Source organism: Arcobacter sp. s6 (assembly GCF_040884245.1).
Classification (GTDB): domain Bacteria; phylum Campylobacterota; class Campylobacteria; order Campylobacterales; family Arcobacteraceae; genus Aliarcobacter.
Window position 1 is genome coordinate 13,402 of the sequence record NZ_JBEVTN010000024.1, and the last position, 20,569, is coordinate 33,970.

29 protein-coding genes are annotated in these 20,569 nt (G+C 27.9%); 18 read left to right on the forward strand and 11 right to left on the reverse strand.

The features are described 5' to 3' along the window. Positions 1–14 precede the first annotated feature (14 nt). Positions 15–296 carry a ComEA family DNA-binding protein gene (locus ABVS04_RS14190; protein ID WP_368031426.1) on the reverse strand — a complete coding sequence of 94 codons (282 nt, stop codon included), beginning with the start codon at positions 294–296 and terminating at the stop codon, positions 15–17. Positions 297–433: 137 nt separating this feature from the next. Between ABVS04_RS14190 and ABVS04_RS14195 the strand changes: the two genes are divergently transcribed. Next, positions 434–844 carry a hypothetical protein gene (locus tag ABVS04_RS14195; protein WP_368031427.1) on the forward strand — a complete coding sequence of 137 codons (411 nt, stop codon included), beginning with the start codon at positions 434–436 and terminating at the stop codon, positions 842–844. Positions 845–861: 17 nt separating this feature from the next. Here ABVS04_RS14195 and ABVS04_RS14200 read toward each other — a convergent pair whose 3' ends face one another. Continuing rightward, complete coding sequence (locus tag ABVS04_RS14200; RefSeq protein ID WP_368031428.1) at positions 862–1,509, reverse strand: Crp/Fnr family transcriptional regulator; 648 nt, start codon at positions 1,507–1,509, stop codon at positions 862–864. 117 nt (positions 1,510–1,626) lie between these two features. Here ABVS04_RS14200 and ABVS04_RS14205 point away from each other — a divergent pair, with 117 nt between their 5' ends. After that, the gene (locus ABVS04_RS14205) at positions 1,627–1,974 is read left to right on the forward strand and encodes a nitrous oxide-stimulated promoter family protein (RefSeq protein WP_368031429.1); all 348 of its coding nucleotides are present in this window, start codon (positions 1,627–1,629) and stop codon (positions 1,972–1,974) included. A 5-nt stretch (positions 1,975–1,979) separates the two neighbouring features. Here ABVS04_RS14205 and ung read toward each other — a convergent pair whose 3' ends face one another. The 3 genes from ung to ABVS04_RS14220 all read right to left on the reverse strand — a co-directional run bounded on the left by ung (position 1,980) and on the right by ABVS04_RS14220 (position 5,761). After that, positions 1,980–2,624 (reverse strand): uracil-DNA glycosylase, encoded by a 645-nt coding sequence (gene ung / locus ABVS04_RS14210; RefSeq protein WP_368031430.1) that lies wholly within the window; start codon positions 2,622–2,624, stop codon positions 1,980–1,982. Positions 2,625–2,701: 77 nt separating this feature from the next. Then, complete coding sequence (locus ABVS04_RS14215; RefSeq protein WP_368031431.1) at positions 2,702–4,093, reverse strand: aldehyde dehydrogenase family protein; 1,392 nt, start codon at positions 4,091–4,093, stop codon at positions 2,702–2,704. Positions 4,094–4,114: 21 nt separating this feature from the next. Continuing rightward, positions 4,115–5,761 (reverse strand): acetolactate synthase large subunit, encoded by a 1,647-nt coding sequence (locus ABVS04_RS14220; protein ID WP_368031432.1) that lies wholly within the window; start codon positions 5,759–5,761, stop codon positions 4,115–4,117. A 228-nt stretch (positions 5,762–5,989) separates the two neighbouring features. Between ABVS04_RS14220 and ABVS04_RS14225 the strand changes: the two genes are divergently transcribed. Genes ABVS04_RS14225 through ABVS04_RS14240 form a run of 4 tightly spaced genes read left to right on the forward strand, consistent with a single transcriptional unit; the run spans position 5,990 to position 8,811 of the window. Next, positions 5,990–6,583: a LemA family protein gene (locus tag ABVS04_RS14225; RefSeq protein WP_368031433.1), complete on the forward strand. Its 594-nt coding sequence runs from the start codon at positions 5,990–5,992 to the stop codon at positions 6,581–6,583. Then, on the forward strand, positions 6,583–7,200 hold the full coding sequence (locus ABVS04_RS14230) for a TPM domain-containing protein (RefSeq protein ID WP_368031434.1): 618 nt from the start codon (positions 6,583–6,585) through the stop codon (positions 7,198–7,200). Before ABVS04_RS14225 ends, ABVS04_RS14230 begins: the two co-directional genes overlap by 1 nt. A 3-nt stretch (positions 7,201–7,203) precedes the next feature. Next, positions 7,204–8,130: a YgcG family protein gene (locus ABVS04_RS14235; RefSeq protein WP_368031435.1), complete on the forward strand. Its 927-nt coding sequence runs from the start codon at positions 7,204–7,206 to the stop codon at positions 8,128–8,130. 24 nt (positions 8,131–8,154) lie between these two features. After that, positions 8,155–8,811, forward strand: a complete 657-nt coding sequence (locus tag ABVS04_RS14240; protein WP_368031436.1) for an HAD family hydrolase — start codon at positions 8,155–8,157, stop codon at positions 8,809–8,811. 23 nt (positions 8,812–8,834) lie between these two features. Here the strand turns inward: ABVS04_RS14240 and ABVS04_RS14245 are convergent, their stop codons facing one another. Further along, complete coding sequence (locus ABVS04_RS14245) at positions 8,835–9,650, reverse strand: DUF4405 domain-containing protein (RefSeq protein ID WP_368031437.1); 816 nt, start codon at positions 9,648–9,650, stop codon at positions 8,835–8,837. A 114-nt stretch (positions 9,651–9,764) separates the two neighbouring features. Here ABVS04_RS14245 and ABVS04_RS14250 point away from each other — a divergent pair, with 114 nt between their 5' ends. Next, entirely contained in the window at positions 9,765–10,007 is a 243-nt protein-coding gene (locus ABVS04_RS14250; protein WP_368031438.1) for a hypothetical protein, read from the forward strand. On the opposite strand, the gene ABVS04_RS14255 is transcribed toward ABVS04_RS14250, so the two are convergent. Beyond that, positions 10,004–10,225 (reverse strand): hypothetical protein, encoded by a 222-nt coding sequence (locus ABVS04_RS14255; protein ID WP_368031439.1) that lies wholly within the window; start codon positions 10,223–10,225, stop codon positions 10,004–10,006. The genes ABVS04_RS14250 and ABVS04_RS14255 overlap by 4 nt on opposite strands. A 105-nt stretch (positions 10,226–10,330) precedes the next feature. Between ABVS04_RS14255 and ABVS04_RS14260 the strand changes: the two genes are divergently transcribed. Continuing rightward, positions 10,331–10,759, forward strand: a complete 429-nt coding sequence (locus tag ABVS04_RS14260; protein WP_368031440.1) for a MarR family winged helix-turn-helix transcriptional regulator — start codon at positions 10,331–10,333, stop codon at positions 10,757–10,759. Continuing rightward, positions 10,756–11,910 (forward strand): multidrug effflux MFS transporter, encoded by a 1,155-nt coding sequence (locus tag ABVS04_RS14265; protein WP_368031441.1) that lies wholly within the window; start codon positions 10,756–10,758, stop codon positions 11,908–11,910. Before ABVS04_RS14260 ends, ABVS04_RS14265 begins: the two co-directional genes overlap by 4 nt. A 12-nt stretch (positions 11,911–11,922) precedes the next feature. On the opposite strand, the gene ABVS04_RS14270 is transcribed toward ABVS04_RS14265, so the two are convergent. Further along, positions 11,923–12,306 (reverse strand): hypothetical protein, encoded by a 384-nt coding sequence (locus ABVS04_RS14270; RefSeq protein ID WP_368031442.1) that lies wholly within the window; start codon positions 12,304–12,306, stop codon positions 11,923–11,925. Positions 12,307–12,476: 170 nt separating this feature from the next. Between ABVS04_RS14270 and ABVS04_RS14275 the strand changes: the two genes are divergently transcribed. The 7 genes from ABVS04_RS14275 (at position 12,477) to ABVS04_RS14305 (ending at position 16,641) form a co-directional block, all read left to right on the forward strand. Further along, entirely contained in the window at positions 12,477–13,331 is an 855-nt protein-coding gene (locus tag ABVS04_RS14275) for a bacteriohemerythrin (protein WP_368031443.1), read from the forward strand. Between the two features lie 59 nt (positions 13,332–13,390). After that, on the forward strand, positions 13,391–14,239 hold the full coding sequence (locus ABVS04_RS14280) for a bacteriohemerythrin (protein WP_368031444.1): 849 nt from the start codon (positions 13,391–13,393) through the stop codon (positions 14,237–14,239). An 8-nt stretch (positions 14,240–14,247) separates the two neighbouring features. Continuing rightward, a complete protein-coding gene (locus ABVS04_RS14285) occupies positions 14,248–14,592 on the forward strand; it encodes an antibiotic biosynthesis monooxygenase (protein WP_368031445.1) in 345 nt (114 codons plus the stop codon). Further along, a complete protein-coding gene (locus ABVS04_RS14290; protein WP_368031446.1) occupies positions 14,576–14,767 on the forward strand; it encodes a hypothetical protein in 192 nt (63 codons plus the stop codon). Before ABVS04_RS14285 ends, ABVS04_RS14290 begins: the two co-directional genes overlap by 17 nt. A gap of 61 nt (positions 14,768–14,828) precedes the next feature. Then, positions 14,829–15,224: a hypothetical protein gene (locus ABVS04_RS14295; protein ID WP_368031447.1), complete on the forward strand. Its 396-nt coding sequence runs from the start codon at positions 14,829–14,831 to the stop codon at positions 15,222–15,224. A 95-nt stretch (positions 15,225–15,319) separates the two neighbouring features. Then, positions 15,320–16,141: a hypothetical protein gene (locus tag ABVS04_RS14300; RefSeq protein ID WP_368031448.1), complete on the forward strand. Its 822-nt coding sequence runs from the start codon at positions 15,320–15,322 to the stop codon at positions 16,139–16,141. A gap of 131 nt (positions 16,142–16,272) precedes the next feature. Next, complete coding sequence (locus tag ABVS04_RS14305; RefSeq protein WP_368031449.1) at positions 16,273–16,641, forward strand: DUF2237 family protein; 369 nt, start codon at positions 16,273–16,275, stop codon at positions 16,639–16,641. Between the two features lie 43 nt (positions 16,642–16,684). Here ABVS04_RS14305 and ABVS04_RS14310 read toward each other — a convergent pair whose 3' ends face one another. The 3 genes from ABVS04_RS14310 to ABVS04_RS14320 form a co-directional block, all read right to left on the reverse strand. Next, positions 16,685–17,065, reverse strand: coding sequence for a hypothetical protein (locus tag ABVS04_RS14310; protein ID WP_368031451.1), 381 nt, complete (start codon positions 17,063–17,065; stop codon positions 16,685–16,687). Next, positions 17,041–17,250: a hypothetical protein gene (locus ABVS04_RS14315; RefSeq protein WP_368031452.1), complete on the reverse strand. Its 210-nt coding sequence runs from the start codon at positions 17,248–17,250 to the stop codon at positions 17,041–17,043. The genes ABVS04_RS14310 and ABVS04_RS14315 overlap by 25 nt, the downstream gene beginning before the upstream one ends. A gap of 186 nt (positions 17,251–17,436) precedes the next feature. Further along, positions 17,437–18,663, reverse strand: a complete 1,227-nt coding sequence (locus ABVS04_RS14320; protein WP_368031453.1) for an NAD(P)/FAD-dependent oxidoreductase — start codon at positions 18,661–18,663, stop codon at positions 17,437–17,439. Positions 18,664–18,821: 158 nt separating this feature from the next. Between ABVS04_RS14320 and ABVS04_RS14325 the strand changes: the two genes are divergently transcribed. After that, a complete protein-coding gene (locus ABVS04_RS14325) occupies positions 18,822–19,991 on the forward strand; it encodes an efflux RND transporter periplasmic adaptor subunit (RefSeq protein WP_368031454.1) in 1,170 nt (389 codons plus the stop codon). A 1-nt stretch (position 19,992) separates the two neighbouring features. Further along, positions 19,993–20,569: efflux RND transporter permease subunit (locus ABVS04_RS14330; protein ID WP_368031455.1), on the forward strand; the 577-nt coding region annotated here is incomplete at its 3' end.

The following is a 20,569-nucleotide window of genomic DNA, read 5'->3' on the forward strand; positions in this document are numbered from 1 at the left end:
TTTATTTTAAAAGATTATTTATCTTTTTTAGTTTCTATCTTTTTTTCTACTTTTTCTTTTATAACCGTATCACTTTCTTTGACACTTGTCACAATACTATCCCCAATACCTTTTATATTTTTTAAATCTTCAGGTTCATTGATTTTATTTGTTTTTCTGTATTCAATAATTTGGTCAGCTTTTTTATCACCGATTCCTTTAATACTCATTAACTCTTCTTTAGTAGCAGTTTGCAAATTTATAGCAGCAAACATAAAAGATACACATAACATTAATAATGCAACAATTTTTTTCATTTTAACTCCTTTTTAATAATATAATTAATTATATATAAATAAACTTAATTATTATTTATATTAGATAAAGAATTTTCAATCTTTTTTAAATAAACTCTTTTATATAATAAACATAATTTAAAATAAAAAGGGTAAATATGGATAATCTTCCAATACAATTTGCATCAAATTTTATTTCAATCATACTAGTTGGTGTTTTAATTTATACATTTTTAAAACATAAAAAAGGAATGGATGTTATAGTAAAATTAGGTGAGTTAAAAGAACAAAATCTTTTAACTCAAGATGATATTTCTTATATCAATGAAAATGAAAAAGAGTATAAAGAGAAATCTGAAAAGGCTGATGCCTTAGCAAAACTCTTAATGCCTATATTTATTTTAATTGTTGGAGTTTTATTTATATATCTTCCTACGAGCGAAGCAATGATTCATCTAAATGCTTTTGTTGTCGCATTCATATTAGTTCAACTTAACAAAATAAATAAAAAAAATACATACACTCTTTTAAAAGAGTTAAAAAAACCTGTAAAAAAAGAGGAGAATTAATTCTCCTCTTTTAATCTTTAATCAACTATATAATCTTTTAATCTATCATAGTCTATTATTTTTATATAACCTTTTTCATTTTGTATAATTTTCTCTTTTTTTAATTTTGCTAATTTTCTTGAAAAGGTTTCTGGAGTAATGTTTAAAATCTGCGCAATTTTAACTTGCTTTAAATTAATAAGTATAGATTCATTGTCAAATAAGAATTTAGCAATTTTCTCTAGGCTATTTGAACTAATATTATAGTTTATAAAACTCTCTAAAGCCTTTATCTTTTTTGTAAGAGATTTTATAAAAAAAAGTGATATTTCAGGTTTTAATAAAAATTCTTTTTTAAATTTTTCATAATCAATTAGTAATACTTCAGCTTTTGTTTCAAATGCACAATTAGCTGGAAATTTTGATTCCTCATAATTCACAATTTCTGCTATTAATGAAGGTGCCATTAAATTGTGTATTACTACTTCGTTATCTTTATGATCATAGGTATATAATTTTGCTATTCCTTTTATCAATAAGTGCAAGTACCTTGCTTCATCACCTTTATAAAAAAGTATTTCATCTTTATTGAAATACTTTTTTATCGATATTTCTTTTAGTCTTATTAAATCTTCTTGTTTTAAAAAACTAAAGAAATAAAAATCTTCTAATCCTGTTTTTTCCATTTTTTTCTCTTTTTAGTTGATTACTATCAATGTTTATTTTTATATTTTATGTAATTATATTGAAATTAAAGTTAAATAGGATAATAATTAACCTAATTAAAAATAAAAGTAAAGAAAATGACAAGCGAAAAATTTGAAATTGAAATAAATACCTTAAAATCTTTTTTTGAACTTTATTGCAAAGATAAACATGAGAATCAAGAAAATAAGAATATCATATTAAAATATAAAGATAAAAGTTTTGATATGAATTTGTGCTTATGCCTTGAATGTCATGATGCTATAAATTATTCATTTGAAAGACTACAGAACTGTCCCCATGAAATAAAACCTAGATGTAGAAAATGCCCAACTCCATGTTATGAAAAACCTAGATGGAAAAATGTTGCAAAAGTGATGATACATTCAGCAGTAAAACTATCTCTTTCTAAAATGAAATCAAAAGTAAAAAATCTATTTTCATAAAATATTTACCAGCTAATTTTATTTTTTCCTAAACTATTTAAAATCTCATTTGTTTTAGAAAAATGTTTACAGCCAAAAAAACCCCTATAAGCTGATAATGGACTTGGATGAACTCCACTTAATATATGATGTTTATCTTTATCTATTATTTTCTCTTTTTTAATAGCACTACTACCCCAAAGAATAAATACTATATCTTTAGAATTTTTAGAAATAAACTTAATCAAATTATCTGTAAATATTTCCCAACCCATTTTATGGTGAGATTTTGGTTTTGACTCTTCAACTGTTAAAATTGCATTTATTAGTAAAACTCCATCTTTTGCCCAAGAAGTTAAATCACCATCAGCACAAACGCTATTTCCAATATCATCATTTATCTCTTTTAACATATTTTTCATAGAGGGAGGATTTGCAATATTAATAGGTGTTGAAAAAGCTAAACCTTGTGCTTGTCCTGCTCCATGATATGGATCTTGTCCCAATAATACTACTTTTAGATTTTCCAAAGGTGTTAAAGAAAAGGCATAAAATATTTTATCTTTTGTAGGAAAAACAACTGATTTTTCATAGGCTTTATCAAGTTCATTCATCAATTTTTTATAATACTCTTTATCTTGCTCTTCTTTAAAAAAATCATCCCAAGTCATAATTATCCTTATATTTTAGAAATAAAAAAAGCTAAGGCTTTAAAACCTTAGCTTTTGAAAAAATCTTTGTTTTACAATTATAAAACAGGTGATTTAATAACCATCATTTTTTCATTTGACATTTCTTCCATTGAATGAGGAATTCCACCCATTCCAAGTCCTGAAACTCTAGCTCCTCCAAATGGCATCCAATCAACTCTAAATGCTGTATGGTCATTTACCATAACAGCTGTTGCATTTAATCTTTTTACAGTTTTTAAAGCTGTATCAATATTTTTTGTAAATACAGCTGCTTGGAAAGATACATCCAAAGAGTTAGCTCTACTAATTGCTTCATCTAAAGTTTTATATGAATAGATACAAACAACCGGTCCAAATACCTCTTTTTGTGAAACTATTGCATCATCAGGTGCATTTAAAATAACAGTTGGCTCAAAACAAGAGTCACCTATTCTTTTTCCACCAGTTAAAATAGTAGCACCTTTTGCAATTGCATCATTTACCCATTCTTCAACTCTATTTACTTCATCATGATTAATTAATGGTCCAACCTCTGTTTTTGGATCAAGTTGATCACCAACAATTAATTTTTTTGCAGCTGCTGTTAATTTACTTGCAACTTCATCACAAATTGTTTCTTGAACATAAACTCTTTGAACAGATACACAAACTTGACCTGCATGATAGAATCCACCTTTTGCAAGGGCTGGAATCATATCTTCAATATCAGCATCAGCTTCAACAATAACAGGAGCAACTCCACCATGTTCTAAAGCTACTCTTGTTCCTGGACTTACTTTTGAATTTAAATACCAACCAACAGGTCCTGAACCAATAAATGTTAAGAAGTTAGTTTTAGTAGAAGTTGCTAATAACTCTCCACCTTTTCTATCACAAACAACAGCTTGTGCCCAACCTTTTGGAAGTCCAGCTTCTTCTAAAATTTCTATAAGTCTTACAGCACTCATAGGAGTTTGTGTTGCTGGTCTTATGATAACAGGGCAACCAACCGCAATTGCAGGAATTACTTGGTGAACTGCTAAATTAAATGGATGGTTAAATGCAGAAATTGCAGCTACTACTCCAATTGGTTCTTTAAATGTATAAGCCATTCTATTTGCACTTGATGCAGTATGACCCATAGCTATTTCTTTACCTTCATAAGCACCTAAATGCTCAATAGCAATTTTAATACCATTAATAGCTCTTTGAATTTCAACTTTTGAGTCAATATACGGCTTTCCACCTTCACTTGCACATAAAATTGTAAGCTCTTCAACTTGTGAAGACATAATCTTCATTACATTTTCTAAAATCTCTACTCTTTTATATTTTGGTAACCAGTTTGCCGTATCTAAAAAAGTTTGATGAGCTAAATCAATTGCAGCTTCAACTTCTTCAAATGTACTAAACTTTACTGTACCTACTACTTTTCCGTCAAATGGTGATGTTACTTCTATTGTACTCATATTTATCCTTTCAAATTTTTATTATATTAAACACTGTTTTTTAGCTAATAAATCATTTAAGATTGCATGATTTAAAGAGTAATCAACTGCTAAATCAATTAAATGAACACCTTTTGTATTTACACACTCTTCTAAAGTTTTTTCAAACTCTTCAACTGAAGTTGGTCTATGTCCAGATGCTCCATAAGATTCAGCATATTTTACAAAATCAGGGTTTCCTAAATCTAAACCAAATGTTTCAAATCCCATTCCTGTTTGTTTCCATTTAATCATTCCATATGCATTATCATTTAAGATAATCACAGTTAAATCAAGACCTAATCTAACAGCCGTTTCTAACTCTTGTGAATTCATCATAAATCCACCATCACCACAAACAGAAACTACTTTTTTATCAGGATTAATCATTTTTGCTGCCATTCCAGAAGGAAGTCCAGCACCCATTGTTGCTAATGCATTATCAAGTAATAATGTATTTGGTTGTGCACATCTATAGTTTCTTGCAAACCAGATTTTATAAACTCCATTATCAAGTGTTACAATATCTTCATCATCTAAAGTTTGTCTAATCGCTCGAACTGCTCTTTGAGGTAAAATTGGGAATCTATTATCACCAAAATATTTATTTAAGTGAGTTTTAACTTCAACTACCATTCTTTTATAATATTCAAAGTCCCAATGCTCTTGAGGAGAAATAGCCGTTGCTAAACTAGCAACATTAGAAGCAATGTCACCTACAACGTCTAATTGAGGGAAATATGTATCATCAACTTCACTTGGGAAGAAATTAACATGAATTACTTTTGTAGCATCTGGTGTATTTTCCATAAAAAATGGTGGTTTTTCAATAACATCATGTCCTACATTGATAATTAAGTCTGCTCTTTCAATTGCGCAGTGAATGAAATCATCTTTTGATAATGCAGCAGTTGATAAACATAATTTATGATTTTCATCAATTACACCTTTTCCCATTTGAGTTGAGAAGAAAGGAATTCCAGTTTCATTTACGAAATCTGTTAATGCATTTCCAATTCTCGTTCTATTAGCCCCAGCTCCAATTAATAATAATGGTCTTTTTGCTTTTTCAATCATTTTAACTGCATCTGTAATTGCATCTTTTCCAGCTTTTGGATATTTAAATTCTCTAACTGGATAGATATTAAATTCTACTTCTTCAGCTGCAATATCTTCAGGTAATTCAATATGAACAGCACCTGGTCTTTCAGTTGTTGCAATTTTAAATGCTTCTCTTACCATTGATGGAATATTATTTCCATTTACAACTTGTTTCGCATATTTTGTCATTGGTTTCATCATTCCAACAACATCAATAATTTGGAATCTACCTTGTTTTGATTTTTTAATAGGTTTTTGACCAGTGATCATCATCATTGGCATTCCACCTAATTGTGCGTAAGCTGCACTTGTTGCGAAGTTTGTAGCTCCAGGGCCAAGAGTTGATAAACAAACTCCAACTTTTCCTGTTAATCTTCCATAAGTTGCTGCCATAAATCCAGCTGCTTGCTCATGTCTTGTTAATATTAGTTTAATATCTGATGTTCTAAGTGCTTCAAGAAAATCAAGATTTTCTTCACCTGGAATTCCAAAGATATATTCAACACCTTCGTTTTCTAATGCTTTTACAAATAGTTCTGATGCGTTCATTTTTTATACTCCGTTTATTTTATAAAAATTATTGATAATCATAGTTAATACTTATTAAAATCTTGTTTTATTTTCATAATGATTATCAAAAAGATATGAAAAGTGTAACATTTTACACAAAAAGGATTATAGTTTATTCCTCCTTATATAATAATCTTTTTTGATGATAATTTATAGCTTCTTAATAATATTTTTTATACTATTGATAAATTTATAAAAAGGTTATTTATGAAAAAAATCCTAATAATTGTAGTATTAGCAATTATAGTTCCCCTTGTTTACCTAATATTTACAAACTATAACAATATTCCAAAACTTGATGAAAATGTAAAAGAGAAATGGTCACAAGTACAAAATCAATACAAAAGAAGAGCTGATTTAATTCCAAATCTAGTTGCAACTGTAAAAGGTTATGCGGAACATGAAAAAAGCACATTTACAGAAGTTACAGAAGCTAGAAGTAAAGTTTCACAAATGAATATAAACGCAGATACACTTAATAATCCAGCAGCTATGCAACAATTTGTAAATGCACAAGCAGGACTTTCAAGTGCCTTATCTAAGCTTATGCTAGTTGTTGAGAAATATCCTGATTTAAAAGCAAATGAAAATTTCATGGCACTTCAATCTCAACTAGAAGGTACTGAAAATAGAATTACTGTTGCACGAAAAGATTTTATAGAAGCTGTGAAACTTTATAATTTAGAGTTAAGAACAATGCCTGGAAAACTTGTAGCTGCTATTGTTCATCCAAGTGCTCAATTAAAAGAGACATTTAAAGCTAGTGAGGCTGAACAAGAGGCTCCAAAGGTTCAATTTTAATGACACTAAGCAGTGAAGAAAAAGATCTAATCTCAAAAAAGATTGAAAATCTTGAAAAATCAAGCTCTGCTGAGTTAGTTGCTGTCATTACCAAAAAAAGTAGCGATTACAAGTTTGTAAGAGTCATGATAAGTATTTTTTTAGTCTTTTTAATATCTTTTTCTTTAATCTTCACGATTGAACTTTCAACATTACAATTAATAGAAATTCAACTTTTAAGTTTTATTGGAATAAATCTATTTTTTGAACACTTTCATGGTTTTTTACTATCAATTTTACCAAAAAGTTATAAACAATATAAGGCATCTCAAAATGCTCAAGAACAGTTTTATAATCTTGGATTAAATCGTACAAAAACCAAACAAGGAGTTATGTTTTTTGTTAGTTTTGATGAAAAGTATGTTGAAATAATTAGTGATACAACAATTAGTTCTAAAATAGAGAATACTTATTGGCAAAAAGTTGTTGATGAATTCATAAAAGATGTAAAGAAAAAAGAGCTGTCAAATGGATATTTAAAAGCAATTGATTCTTGTAGTGGAATTTTAATAAAAGAGTTTCCTATTCAAAAAAATGATAAAAATGAACTTCCAAATGATGTTATTGAGTTAAGATAAATTATGAAAAAAACGATACTAATTTTAACCCTACTTATATCAACACTTTTTGCAGATATAACTCAATACTTTCCAAAGCTTGATGGAAGAGTGGTAGATACTGCAAATCTTTTAAGTTCAAATGCAAAAGAAAAAATCACTACAACACTAAAAGAACATGAAAATAAAACATCAAATCAAATAGTAGTAGTAACTTTAAAATCACTAAACGGCTATGAAATAGAGGAATTTTCCTATCAACTAGGAAGATTTTGGGGAATTGGACAAAAAGATTTAAATAATGGCGTTTTACTTGTAATTGCTCTTGAGGAAAAAAAACTACGTATAGAAGTTGGTTATGGTTTAGAAGGGGCACTAACAGATAAAATATCTTATGAAATAATAAACTACACACTAAAACCAAAGTTTAGATTACAAGATTATGATGCTGGAATTACAAATGCAGTAAATGAAATAATCCAAGCGATAAAAGGTGAATACACAGTAAAAACAAAAGTAAAAGATGAAGATATGGAAATGATGAGTGAAACACTACCTTTAGTCTTTTTTGGAATAATATTTTTATCAATTTTTTTAAATGGAATTTCAACAAAAACAAAAAACCAATTCTTATATAAAACTAGTAAATCGTCTATTCTTTCTTCTTTCTTTGGTTTTTTTACATTTATTATGGCTCAATCTTTCACATCTTTTTATATAATAATTGCAGCCATTGTATTTATTGGTGTTTTTATTTTCAATTTTATAAATATAAGAAATGTAGATTTTAATAAAATAAAAGAAGCTTCAAGGAATTCATCAAATAGCCGTTCAGGTGGATTTGGTGGCGGTGGCTTTTCTAGTAACGGTGGTGGTTTCTCAAGTTCAGGTGGTGGCTTTTCAGGCGGCGGCGGTGGATTTGGAGGTGGAGGAGCTAGCGGTGGCTGGTAAACTTCCAAAATTAAAAGGAAAAAAATGAAAAATAAAGCAATTATATTTGATTTAGATGGAACACTAATAGACTCATTAGAAGATATTGCTGTTTGTATGAATCAAGTATTAGAAGAACTAAATCTACCATCTCATAAAATAGATGATTATAAGTATTTCGTTGGTGGAGGAATAAGTATCTTAGTTGATAATGCACTTGATAAAAATACAAGTGAAGAAACAAAAGAGCTTGTAACTGAAAAATTTAAAATAGTATATGACCAAAAATTACATGCAAAAACGCTACCTTATGATGGAATTTATGAACTTTTAGATGAACTTCAAAAACAAGATTTTAAAATAGGAGTTTTATCAAATAAACCCCATGAATTTACCATTGCATATACAAGTAATCTTTTTTCAAAATATGAAATGAAAGAAGTTCATGGACAAAAATCACATATAGCAAAAAAACCCGATCCAATTGCAGCTATTCAAATAGCACAAAGTTTTGATGTGCCTTGTGAAGAAGTATATTTTGTGGGTGATACAATGGTTGATATGCAAACAGCAGTTAATGCAAAAATGATAGGTATTGGTGTTCTTTGGGGATTTAGAGATGAAGAAGAACTTATGTCAAATGGTGCTACTTATGTAGTAAAACACCCTTTAGATATTTTAGATATAGTAAATAAGAAGTAGAGTTTTCTGCTTCTTATTATTTTTTATTCTGCTTTTTTATAACCTAGTTTTTCTAAAACGGAAGAAGGACTTAAATCCTTACTTTCAACTACATCTTTAAACTTATCATCTTCCTTTGCTTCAAGCTCTAGTGCTTTTAACTTAGAAATAAACTCTTGCGAACTAAGACCTAAAGTTTGTGCAACTTCTTTAATAGACTTTTTCCCAAGCCCTGAAAGTGGAACTGTTTTTTCTTCACCTTTTTCAAAGTTTTTTCTTAGTAAATCATAAATAAATTTTGGACTAACATTATTTAATTTAGCTATTTGCGATAAACTTTGTTCTTCCTCAAACGTAATATTATTTGAAGTTAATATAGTTCTTGAAACTTCTAAATCATAGTTTAGTTTTTTTGTAAAACTTTTCAAAGAAGATAATTCAGCATGAGAATAAGGTGAAGTTCCGTACTCTTTTTCCCATGAACTTTTAATTTCATCCCCAAATTCTAAGAAGTTTGAAAAAGGACTTATTTGATAAATAGTTCCAAATAAAAACAGTAAAAATAAAATAGTAGCAGCAATCATATCTTTAGTAAATAAAACAAATTCTCTAGCTTCATTTTTCATATAACTAATTAAAGGCTTCCAATTATAATATATATGTAAAATAGTAGCTATTACAAACAGCACCATAAAAGCAGAATGGATTTGTCCATACAATTCTTTTGAAATACCAAATAATTCCCAATTTGCCCAATTTGCAACACGTCCAGGAGGTGTTATAAAAAGTATTATTCCTGTAAATGTCATGGTAAGCATCGCTAAAAGCATGGTAAGTGAAGTGATTTTTTTAAGACTCATAATTGACTCCTTATTTAAAATTGTATCATAGGTGTTTTAATAATTTGTTTATTATTTTCAATAAAATAGTATAATGACAACTTAATAGATTCAAATAAAATATAAAGGCTTAACATGGGTGATATTTATAAAACTGTTTCTTGTCATTTTTATGATGAATTAGAAGCCTTAGCTGTAAAAAAAGTGCTTACGAAAATCACATATTCAGAAAATGAAAATGAAAAATATATAGAAGATATAATAGTTGATTTCAAAACAAAAAATAAAGAAGAGTTTTTAATACTAAAAAATGGAGTTAATATTAGACTTGATAAAATCATTAAAATAAATGATTTAATTTACAAAACTAATTGCTAAGTTAAAACTCTAACTTCACTTATAAATCTTTCCATTCCCATTGGGTCTGGAATGATAAAAGAAATTACTCCATTATTTGTAATAACTTTTGCCTTCGCTTTTTCGATAGTTTCTTCACCATTGAAATAATCCTTATTTTTATACTCAACTAAATATTCACTTCCATCTTGGATATTTAATTTTTTTAATTCTTCTTGTGTATTTGCTTTGAAGTTCATATTTATTATTCCCTTAATATTTTGGATTTAATATTTTACCTTATTCTTAACATTTTCAAAAGGTTGTATATGCAATAGTTGCATATACAATTTAAGGATATTCATATGGCATATGATTTAGAAAAATCTATTGGTTTTAAGATAAACCAAACAGCAAACAAATTAAACAATAAATTTAATCACATTTTACAAGCTTACGATATAGCTCCTGAACAAAGAGCTACACTTGAAATCATAAAATATGAGAAAGATGTAAATCAAACAAAAATTTCTAATATTTTAGGAAAAGATAAAACTACTATTAGTAGAACTCTTGCAACTTTGGAAAAGAAGAATCTAATTTCAAAAAAACAAATTGATAAAAGAACAAATCTTATTCAACTAACTTTTGAAGGAGAAAAAATTTTAAATGATAGTAATAAGGCTGTAAAAGAGTTTAGGGAAAATTTGATTTCGAAGCTAAAGGAAAAAGAAGTAATACAATTAATTTCTCTTTTAGAAAAAGTCACAAAAAGCGTAGAAGAAGAATTATGAGAAAACCAATAAATCACATATATTTGATCATTTTATTATCCGTATTATCTTCCGTTGCACCAATGGGTGTGGATACTTATTTACCTTCTATTCCTGATATTGCTAAATCATTTAATGTTAGTATTCATAAAATTGAACTTTCTTTATCTATATTTTTAATTGGATTTTCTATTGGTCAAGTTTTTGGAGGCCCTATTTCTGATAGATACGGAAGAAAGATGAGTTCTGTATTTGGACTTTTAGGTTATGCTCTTTTTAGTTTTATTATCATTTTTAGTTCCACTATTTATGAACTTTGGTTTTATAGATTTTTTGAAGCATTTTTTGGAGGAATAGTCGTTGTAAATGCAGCAGCAGCTGTTCGAGATAGATTTCATGGAGCTGAAGCTGCAAAGGTATTTTCACTTATTGGAATGGTACGAAGTTTAGCTCCACTTTTAGCTCCTGCTATTGGAGCATTTATTATTCATTTTTTTCACTGGGAAGCTATTTTTGCATTTTTAACTTTTTATGCTTTAGTTGTCGCTTTCTTTGTTTACAAAAATTTAGAAGAGAGTTATACATATAATAAACAAAATATATATGAATCATTTAAGATAGTATTGAGTCATAAAACTGCTTTAAAAGCTATGTTGACACTTGGATTTAGTTTTGGTGGGTTTTTTATTATCATTGCTAAAACATCTTTTATTTATATTGAATACTTTAAAATTTCTAGTGATTATTTCCCACTATTTTTTGGAGTAAATTTTATTATTTTAATACTAATGATCAAAGTAAATGTAAATTTATTAAAAAAATACGAGCCTATTTGGCTTGTTAAAGTTGCTCTTTTAATTCAAGTATTTTCAGGAATTTTCTTTGTATTAACATATGAAAATATATCTATAATAACTATTATGATAATAATTGCTTCATATATGAGTATGATGGCTTTTATCTTTGGTAATTGTATGGCTTTAACTTTAGAACATTTCCCAAAAAATGCAGGAGTAGCATCTGGAGTTATAGGAGTTTTACAGTTTGGATTAGGAGCAATTATTTCTTCAATTGCACTATCTTTTCATAGTGAAACATTTTTACCAATTGCACTTAGTATTTCAATAATCTCTTTTGTAGCTTTTTTAGTGATGAGAACATACAAGATATAAAAGATTTCTCTTTTATATCTCTAATTCAAAGAATAATTCTTCTACTTTTTCATATTTTGCAACAGAACAAGTAATCTTGATTGCATTATCATAATCTTTAAACTCTTCTACAAAAAGCTTTTGTAATTTTTCTAATTCTACAGCTCTAAAAATAAAGTATCCTAAAACTTCTGTTCCTCTTGAACCTGTTTTTTCAATACCAAAGCTATCAAACTTCCAGTCAACTCCTCTTGTGAAAAAGAAAACTTCTGATAATCTTTTTTCTAACTCTTCCCTTACGCTATTGTTATACGCTTTTAAATGAACATAAAATGCAACATTTATATTAAACTGTGACTGAACTAATTTTTCTTGTTCCTCATTGTTTGGGTTTTCTATAATATTTGAATTACTCATACTAAAATGCTTCCTAGTTTTTTCGTGTATTATAGTAAAAGTTATTGAAATAAAGCTTGCATTAATAATTTTAAATTCTTATTTTTAGTTTATTTTTATATTAGAGAATAAAAAATAAGTAAACTTTTTTAAACTATTGTTATATAATAATAAATAAAAAAAGGATTTTTGTGGAGCAAGTTAATAGCCAAGAAGCAATGATTTGGCGTTCAGAATATAATATTAATAATTTTAAAATAGACAATGAACATCAAAAACTTTTTTCAATCGCCAGAGAAGCTTTAAATATAGCAAAACTACAAAATCATTTAGATAAAAACTCCAAACTAAAAGAAGTTATTATAAAGCTTTTTGAATATGTTGATTTACACTTTTCGCATGAAGAAGAGTATATGGAAAAATTATCTTATCCTGAATTTTCTAATCATAAAATTTTACATGAAAATATGTTAGAAATGCTCAAAAAACTAATTTCCGAAATAAATACAATGGAACTAGAGCAAATAGAAAAAGAATTAAATGATTTTATTGAAAAAATTTTTGTACAACATATTATAAAAGAAGATAAAAAAATCCAACTATGGAATACAAGTCTTGATGATCTGAAAACAAATTTTGGATGGAAAGAAATTTATAGTCTTAATAATCCTGAACTTGATAAAGAACACAAAACTTTATTTAAAATTGCAGAAGAAGCTTTTGCAATTGTTGAGCCTGAATTAAAACATGAAAAAATCAAAAATATTTTAAATAAATTATATGAATACATGAAAACGCACTTCTCACATGAAGAAAAATATATGGAAGAAATAAGCTATCCAAATATTGAAATACACAAGGAACTACATAACAATATTGCAAATACTATCAATGATTTTGTAAAAGAACTTCCAAGTTTAAGTGAAGATAGTTTTGAGAAAGAGTTAGCAAGACTTATTGATGTAACTATCGTTCATCATATAATTCAAGAAGATAAAAAAATCATCACTTGGTTAAAAGCAAATTCAAATCAAAGTGATTCATAGTTGATATATTTTAGTAATATTCATATACAATTAATACAATTATAATATCAGGATTTTTTATGGAAGATAATATTGAAATCTCAAATCTAATTTGGAAATCAGAATATAACATCGGAAATCTAAAAATTGACCAAGAGCATCAAAAACTTTTTTCAATTGCTAGACAAACGCTTTCGGTTGTTAAATTAAAAAATGACAATAAAGAAATAGGTAAGATAAAAGAGCTTATTACAGAACTATTTATTTATGTTGGAAGTCATTTCTCAAATGAAGAAAAATATATGCAAGAAGTTAAATATCCAGAAATAAAAAGACATAAAATACTTCATAAAAATATCCTAGATATGCTTACAAAATTAATTTCAGAATTAAATAATATGGAATTGAAAGATATTGAAAAGTCTTTATATAATTTTATTGAAGAGTACTTTATAAAACATATTATTTTAGAAGACAAAAAAATAAGCCTTTGGAATTGTTCACTTGAAGATTTGAAACATCATTCTGCTTGGAAAGAAATTTATAGTGTAAATAATTCTATAATTGATAAAGAGCATAAACAACTTTTTGATATTGCGCAAGAAGCTTTTATACCTGTTGAAGGAAAAGATAAAACTAAAAAAATAAAAGCAATTTTGACAGATTTATATGACTATATGAAAATACATTTTGCGCATGAAGAGAAATTTATGAGTGAAATAAATTATCCAAAACTTGATGAACATAAAAAACTTCATAAAGAGATTATCTTAAAAATAAATGAGTTTGTAAAACAACTTCCAACAATGGAAATAAATGATTTTGAAAAACAATTAGCAAAAATCATAGATATATCATTAATTCAACATATTATTAAAGAAGATAAGAAAATTATCATTTGGGAAAAAGCAAATCCACCAAAAAAATAGGAAGAAATATGTATGCAGTAATATTTGAAGTTTATCCAACAAATGAAGGGAAAGAAGAATATCTAAAAATAGCTTCTTCTCTAAAAAAATTTTTACAAAATAGAAAAGGATTCATTTCTATTGAAAGATTTCAAAGTTTAATTGATGAGAATAAACTTTTAAGCCTTTCTTTTTGGGAAGATGAAAAATCTATAAAAATCTGGAGAAATCTTTTTGAGCATAGAATTGCACAAGATAAAGGTAATGCTGGAATATTTAAAGATTATAGAATTCGTGTAGCACAAGTACTCCGAGATTATACAAAAGAAAAAAGAGATGAAGCTCCAAAAGATTCAAATGAACATAGAATTTAGATTTTTGCAAAAAGCAATTATTGATAAAAACTACATTTCATTTAATTATGAAAATAAAAGCTTAAAAAAAATCAAGCCTTTGAAACTTAATATTGATAATAAACTTTATAGCGATAAAGGAATTTTTGAGTTTGAAAGAATTAGAAATTTGCAAATTTTGAAGGATAAATTTTAAAATTACACAATTTGTTAATTTTTAAACTATATAATGCCTAAATTTATTTTTAAGGATTAATATGAAAAAAATCGTATTTACAACACTAATATCAATCTCTTCAATTTTTGCATTTGATATAGGTTCAGTTACAAAAACAGTTGGAGCTGCAACAGGAATCACAGCAGAATCAATTGGAACACAATTAGCAGATATGGCAAAAGCAAAAGCTCCAGCTACAGCTGAGCAAGCAAAAACTTATTGTACTCAAGCTTCTACTTATAAATCATTTGTAGGAATTGCTGATGATGGTATGATGGCTAAAGCTATTGATATTTGTGCTGATAAAGCAAGTGAAGGTTTGGAAGGTAAAGTAAGTGAATTAAAAGATAAAGCTACTACAGAAGCTGTAAAAGCGGCAACTGATTCATCAACTCCTTCTTTAATGGGAACTGCTAGTAAATTATTAGGAAACTAATTTTTATGTCAAACCCTTCTTGGGTTTGATTTTTATAATCTTCTTTTTACAACAAATAAATGTTATCATTCATAAAAATTAACATTGGTAATAATATGAATACAACAGACTTAATGAACACCGCTCTTAAATTAGCAAAACTAGATAAAATGCCTTATGATACAGATATCATAGTTGCAGGTGAAAATATAAAAAAAGTACTTATTGGTATAGATATGGAAACGCCTGAGTTATTACTAGCTCGTACGCTAGGATTTGATTGCGTTGTAAGCCACCATCCAAAAGCAGACTATTGTGTAGTTGATTTTGCAAAAGTTATGGATGTGCAAATAGATAGAATGGTAAAATCAGGAATCCCAATAAACAAAGCTCAAAAAGTTTTAAGAGCAAAACAAGCAAGTATTGATATAACAAAACACGCTTCAAACTACGACCGAGTAAGTTCAGCTGCTAGACTTATGAATATGCCATATTTAAATATACATATTCCAGCTGATTTTATAACAGAAGAAATCGTACAAAAAAGACTTGATAATGCATTTAAAGACAAACCAAAAACAAAACTAAAAAATATTATAGAAGAGTTAAACTCTTGGGAATACTTTGTAGGAAAAGTTGCACAGCCAGTTATAAGAGTGGGTTCTAATGAAGACTACGCAGGAAAAATCGAAGTACTTATGTCAGGTGGAACAAATGGCGGAGCAGATGTTTATAAATCATATTTCCAAGCAGGTGTTGGCACAATTATTGCTATGCACGTTCCTGAAGATGTACAAAAAGCAGTAATTGAGCAAAACATAGGAAATATAATCATAGCACCTCATATGCCAAGTGATAGTATTGGTTTACTTGAAATCGTAAAAGCTTGGAGAGAACAAGGTGTTGAAGTTACTTGTATGAGTGGGATTGTGGAGTAAAGAAATATAATCCTTCAGTTTTACTACTTTAGTTTCTACTTTCTTAAATGAACTACCTCGATGTAAGTATACGAGCTAGTTCATTTATAATTTAGTATCGTGTCCTCAGAATTTTTAAATAAGGAAGAAATATGAAAAAGAAGTTAAATGTACTAGGCGAAGCACTAGAACCCTGTAGTGTAAATCCTCTAACTGGATACTATCGTGATGGTTGTTGTTTTTCAGGAAAAGAAAATGATGCAGTTCATGCTGTTTGTATCTATGCGACTAAAGAGTTCTTAGCATATTCTAAAGAAGCGGGTAATGATCTTTCAACCCCAATACCTGAATATAACTTCCCAGGTGTTAAACCAGGAGAGAGTTGGTGTTTAGGAGGATATAGTTTTCTCAAAGCACATCATGCGGGTAAAGCACCTCAGATATTTATACATTCTACACATGAACGTATATTAGAACTCATTGATTTAGAAACATTGAAATCTTACGCTATGGATTTATAAGATAAGTATATTAGGTTGATTTAGATATTTAAATATTTTTGATTTAGTATTCTGTCTTTTGAAGATTAGTTTGTGAAAGATATTTCTTTATTGTGATACTTCTTACTTTTCTTTTTAATAAAGAAAAGTAAGCAAAAGAAAAGCGTTCGCTAAGTTCCAAAATAGCTAAAAAATAAAATAAAATCTTAAAATTTGAAAACTCGCTCAGTCGCTCAAACAGTTCAAATTTCTTTACAGATTTAATTTGATTTTTCTTTACGCTATTTTGAAAATGCTCACCTTCTATTCTTTGATTTATTATATTCTCATATGGAAAATCTAATTCTAAAAAAGAAAGATTTATTTCATCAAATTTTATATTTAAAAAATCTTCTTCAGTTCTTTCTACTCTTTGATTTCCTAATAATCTGTTTCTAATGCCCAAAATGCTCTAAGTCTTTTTGCTTTAGAATTACCAATATATTCATACTTACTATCATAAATATTAAGTCCTACTCTATCATTAATTAATCTTGCAAATTCTTGATTTGAGAAATCTAATACATAGCCACTTTCCATATTAAACAAATTCTCAAAGTATCTTTTTTCAGTAGTTTTTAATTGTGCCATCAAATTCTCTTAAATAATTAATTTTAGTATTACATTATACTTGGAAAATAATAAATTTTGTTAAAGTTCAAGGCCAGAGGAAAAATTGGAAGGGGGGAGCATACTCTAGTATGTGACTATTTCAATTTCGACGATAAGGCCGAAATTTGACTTGTGTTTACACTCTCTTTGAGAAAAGTTACTATTTTACTTCGCTAGACTTTTTCCAACTAAGTAACCACTCGCCCACGCAAACTGAAGATTAAATCCTCCCCTATTCCCAACTATATCTAAAACTTCACCTGCAAAATATAGTCCTTTACACAATTTACTTTCATAAGTTTTATTATCTACCTCAGCGGTTCGCACTCCTCCACCACTGGCTTCTGCATGTCCGAAACCTTGGGTATCTATGATTTTTAGTTTCCATTGGTTTAGCTGATATGCTAATGCTTTGATTTGTTTTGCATTTATATCTGCAGCTTTTGTATCTATATTAATTTTACAAATATCTAATAAAACAGGTGCTATTTTATTTGATACCATTCCTGTTATTATATCTACTGCTTTTTGACTTGGGATAGTTTTAAATAGTGTTTGAATTTGGTCGCTTAGGTCATTTCTATTTATTTTTGGGAAAAAATTTATTGCTATTTTTACATCTTGATAAGAGCTTAGATTTAAAACTGCAAGTTGTGAAATATCAAGTATTGCAAAACCTGAAACTCCATAACTTGTAAATAGTACATCACCAAAAATCTCTTGCTCTAAATTACCATTTACAAATAAGCTTACATTACACTCTTTTTTTACACCTTGTAATTTACCATTATATGTATTATCAGTTTTTAGTCCCACAAGAGAAGGATATGTTGGATTGAAACTATGCTCAAATTTTGAAGCAAAATCTAAACCACTTTCATTTGCATTTAATTGTGGGGCTGCTCCTAGTCCATTTGATATTAAAACTTTGTCATATGCGTTATATTCATTATCTTGAGTTTTGATATTAAACTTATCTTCTACTTTTTCTATATCTTTTATCATAGCTTCTAAGTATATATTCACATCTAATTCTTTTAAAGCTAGTTCCAAAAGATTTGTCACTGATTTTGCTTCATTTGATAAGGGATACACCTTTCCACTTGGTTTTATATCAAGTAAAAGTCCTATACTTTTACAGAACTTTTCAAAGGCTTTGAAGTCAAACTCTTTTAGTGCAAAGCTGGTAAAATCAGGGTTCTCTCCTATATAGTTTTTAGATGTTACTTTACTATTTGAGATATTGCATCTTCCATTACCACTTGCTAATATCTTTTTACCTATGCCTTTGTTTGCATCAAATAAATCTATATGTAGATTTTTATTTAATCTTTTAGCAGTAATTGCAGCTATTATTCCCGCTGCTCCTGCTCCTATAATTGCTATTTTCAAATCTATCCCTAAAAGTTTTTTTGATTATATCTAATAGACTCTTTTAAAAACAAGGAAGGGATATTTTATGAATAATAATCATATTCATTTCATTAAGATATGATTAATTTTGATATACTAAAATTTATTTTATAATAATTTTTAACTAGGATATCATTTTGAATAATTATCTTCTAAAAAGTTGTTTCTTTATTGGTTTAATTGGATTAGTTACCCTCTTTAATGGATGTACAGAAGAAACTGAAAAAAAAACACCTACTAAACCTCCAGTAGAAGTTGGAACATATACAATAAATCAACAAGAAATTACATTACAACAAGAACTTCCTGGCCGAACTGTCATTGCTTTAAGTTCTGAAATTCGTCCTCAAATTACAGGAATAATTGAAAGTCAATTATTTAAAGAAGGTTCAAGTGTAAAAAAAGATGAAATTTTATACAAAGTAAACTCATTAAGTTATGAAGCTACATATAATCAAGCAAAAGCTTCTTATTCAAATACTTTAGCAAATGTAAAAGCTGCAAAATTAAAAGATGAAAGATATAAAGAACTTTTAAAAATTGATGGTGTTTCAAAGCAAGAGTATGAAGATGCAAATGTAGCATATTTACAAGTTCTGGCAAACGTAGAAGAGAAAAAAGCAGCTATGCAAAGTGCTGAAATTAATTTAAGATATACTCAAATCAAATCTCCAATAACTGGTCATATTGGAATTTCAAGTGTTACAGAAGGTGCATTAGTTACAGCAAATCAAACAACTGCATTGGCAACTGTTCGTTCACTTGATCCAATATATGTTGATTTTACACAATCAAGTGTTGAAATGTTAAAACTAAAAAAACTTCTTGAACAAAAAGATATAAAAGCAGCAAATGCCTCTGTTAGTTTAAAACTTGAAGATAATTCAATATATGAGAATAAAGGTGAATTAAAACTTCAAGAATTAGCAGTTGATGAAACTACAGGTTCTGTTACATTAAGAGCAGAATTTCCAAATCCAAAAAATACTCTATTACCAGGAATGTATGTAAATATTATAATAAATGAAGCTATTAATACAAAAGCTATTATAGTACCACAACAAGGAATATCTTTTAATGATAAAGGAAATCCAGTTGCTATGATTGTAAATAAAAATAATGAAGTTGAAAAACGAAATATCATATTAGATAGAACAATAAAAGATTATTGGTTAATAAAAGAAGGGTTAAGTCAAGGAGAACATTTAATTGTTGAAGGTTTACTAAAAATTAAAGTAGGTGATAAAGTTCAAAAAGATACTGATATTTCAACTAAATTTGTATTCGATAATTCAAAAGTAAACTAATATGGGAGCTTTTTTTATAAACAGACCCATTTTTGCTTGGGTTATTTCTATTGTAATAATGCTAGTAGGATTAGCTTCAATTTATAATCTTCCTGTTGCACAATATCCAGATATTGCTCCACCAACAGTAAGAATTTCAACTACATACTCAGGTGCATCTGCCCAAACTGTTGAAAATAGTGTTACACAATTATTAGAACAACAATTAACTGGATTAGATGGATTATTATACTTCACCTCAACTAGTGAATCAACAGGAAAAGTTACGATTAATGTATCTTTCAAACAAGGTACAGATCCAGATACAGCTCAAGTTCAAGTTCAAAATAAAGTCTCCCAAGTAACAACAAGATTACCAAGTGCTGTTCAAGATCAAGGTATTGTTGTTACTAAATCTCAAACAGATTTTTTGATGATTGCTGCATTATATGATGAAACAGATAAAGTAACAGCTGCTGATATATCTGATTATTTGGTAAGTAATATACAAGATCCTATATCAAGAGTAGAAGGTGTTGGAAGTATTAGAATTTTTGGAGCACAATATGCTATGCGTATTTGGTTAGATCCTTCAAAGC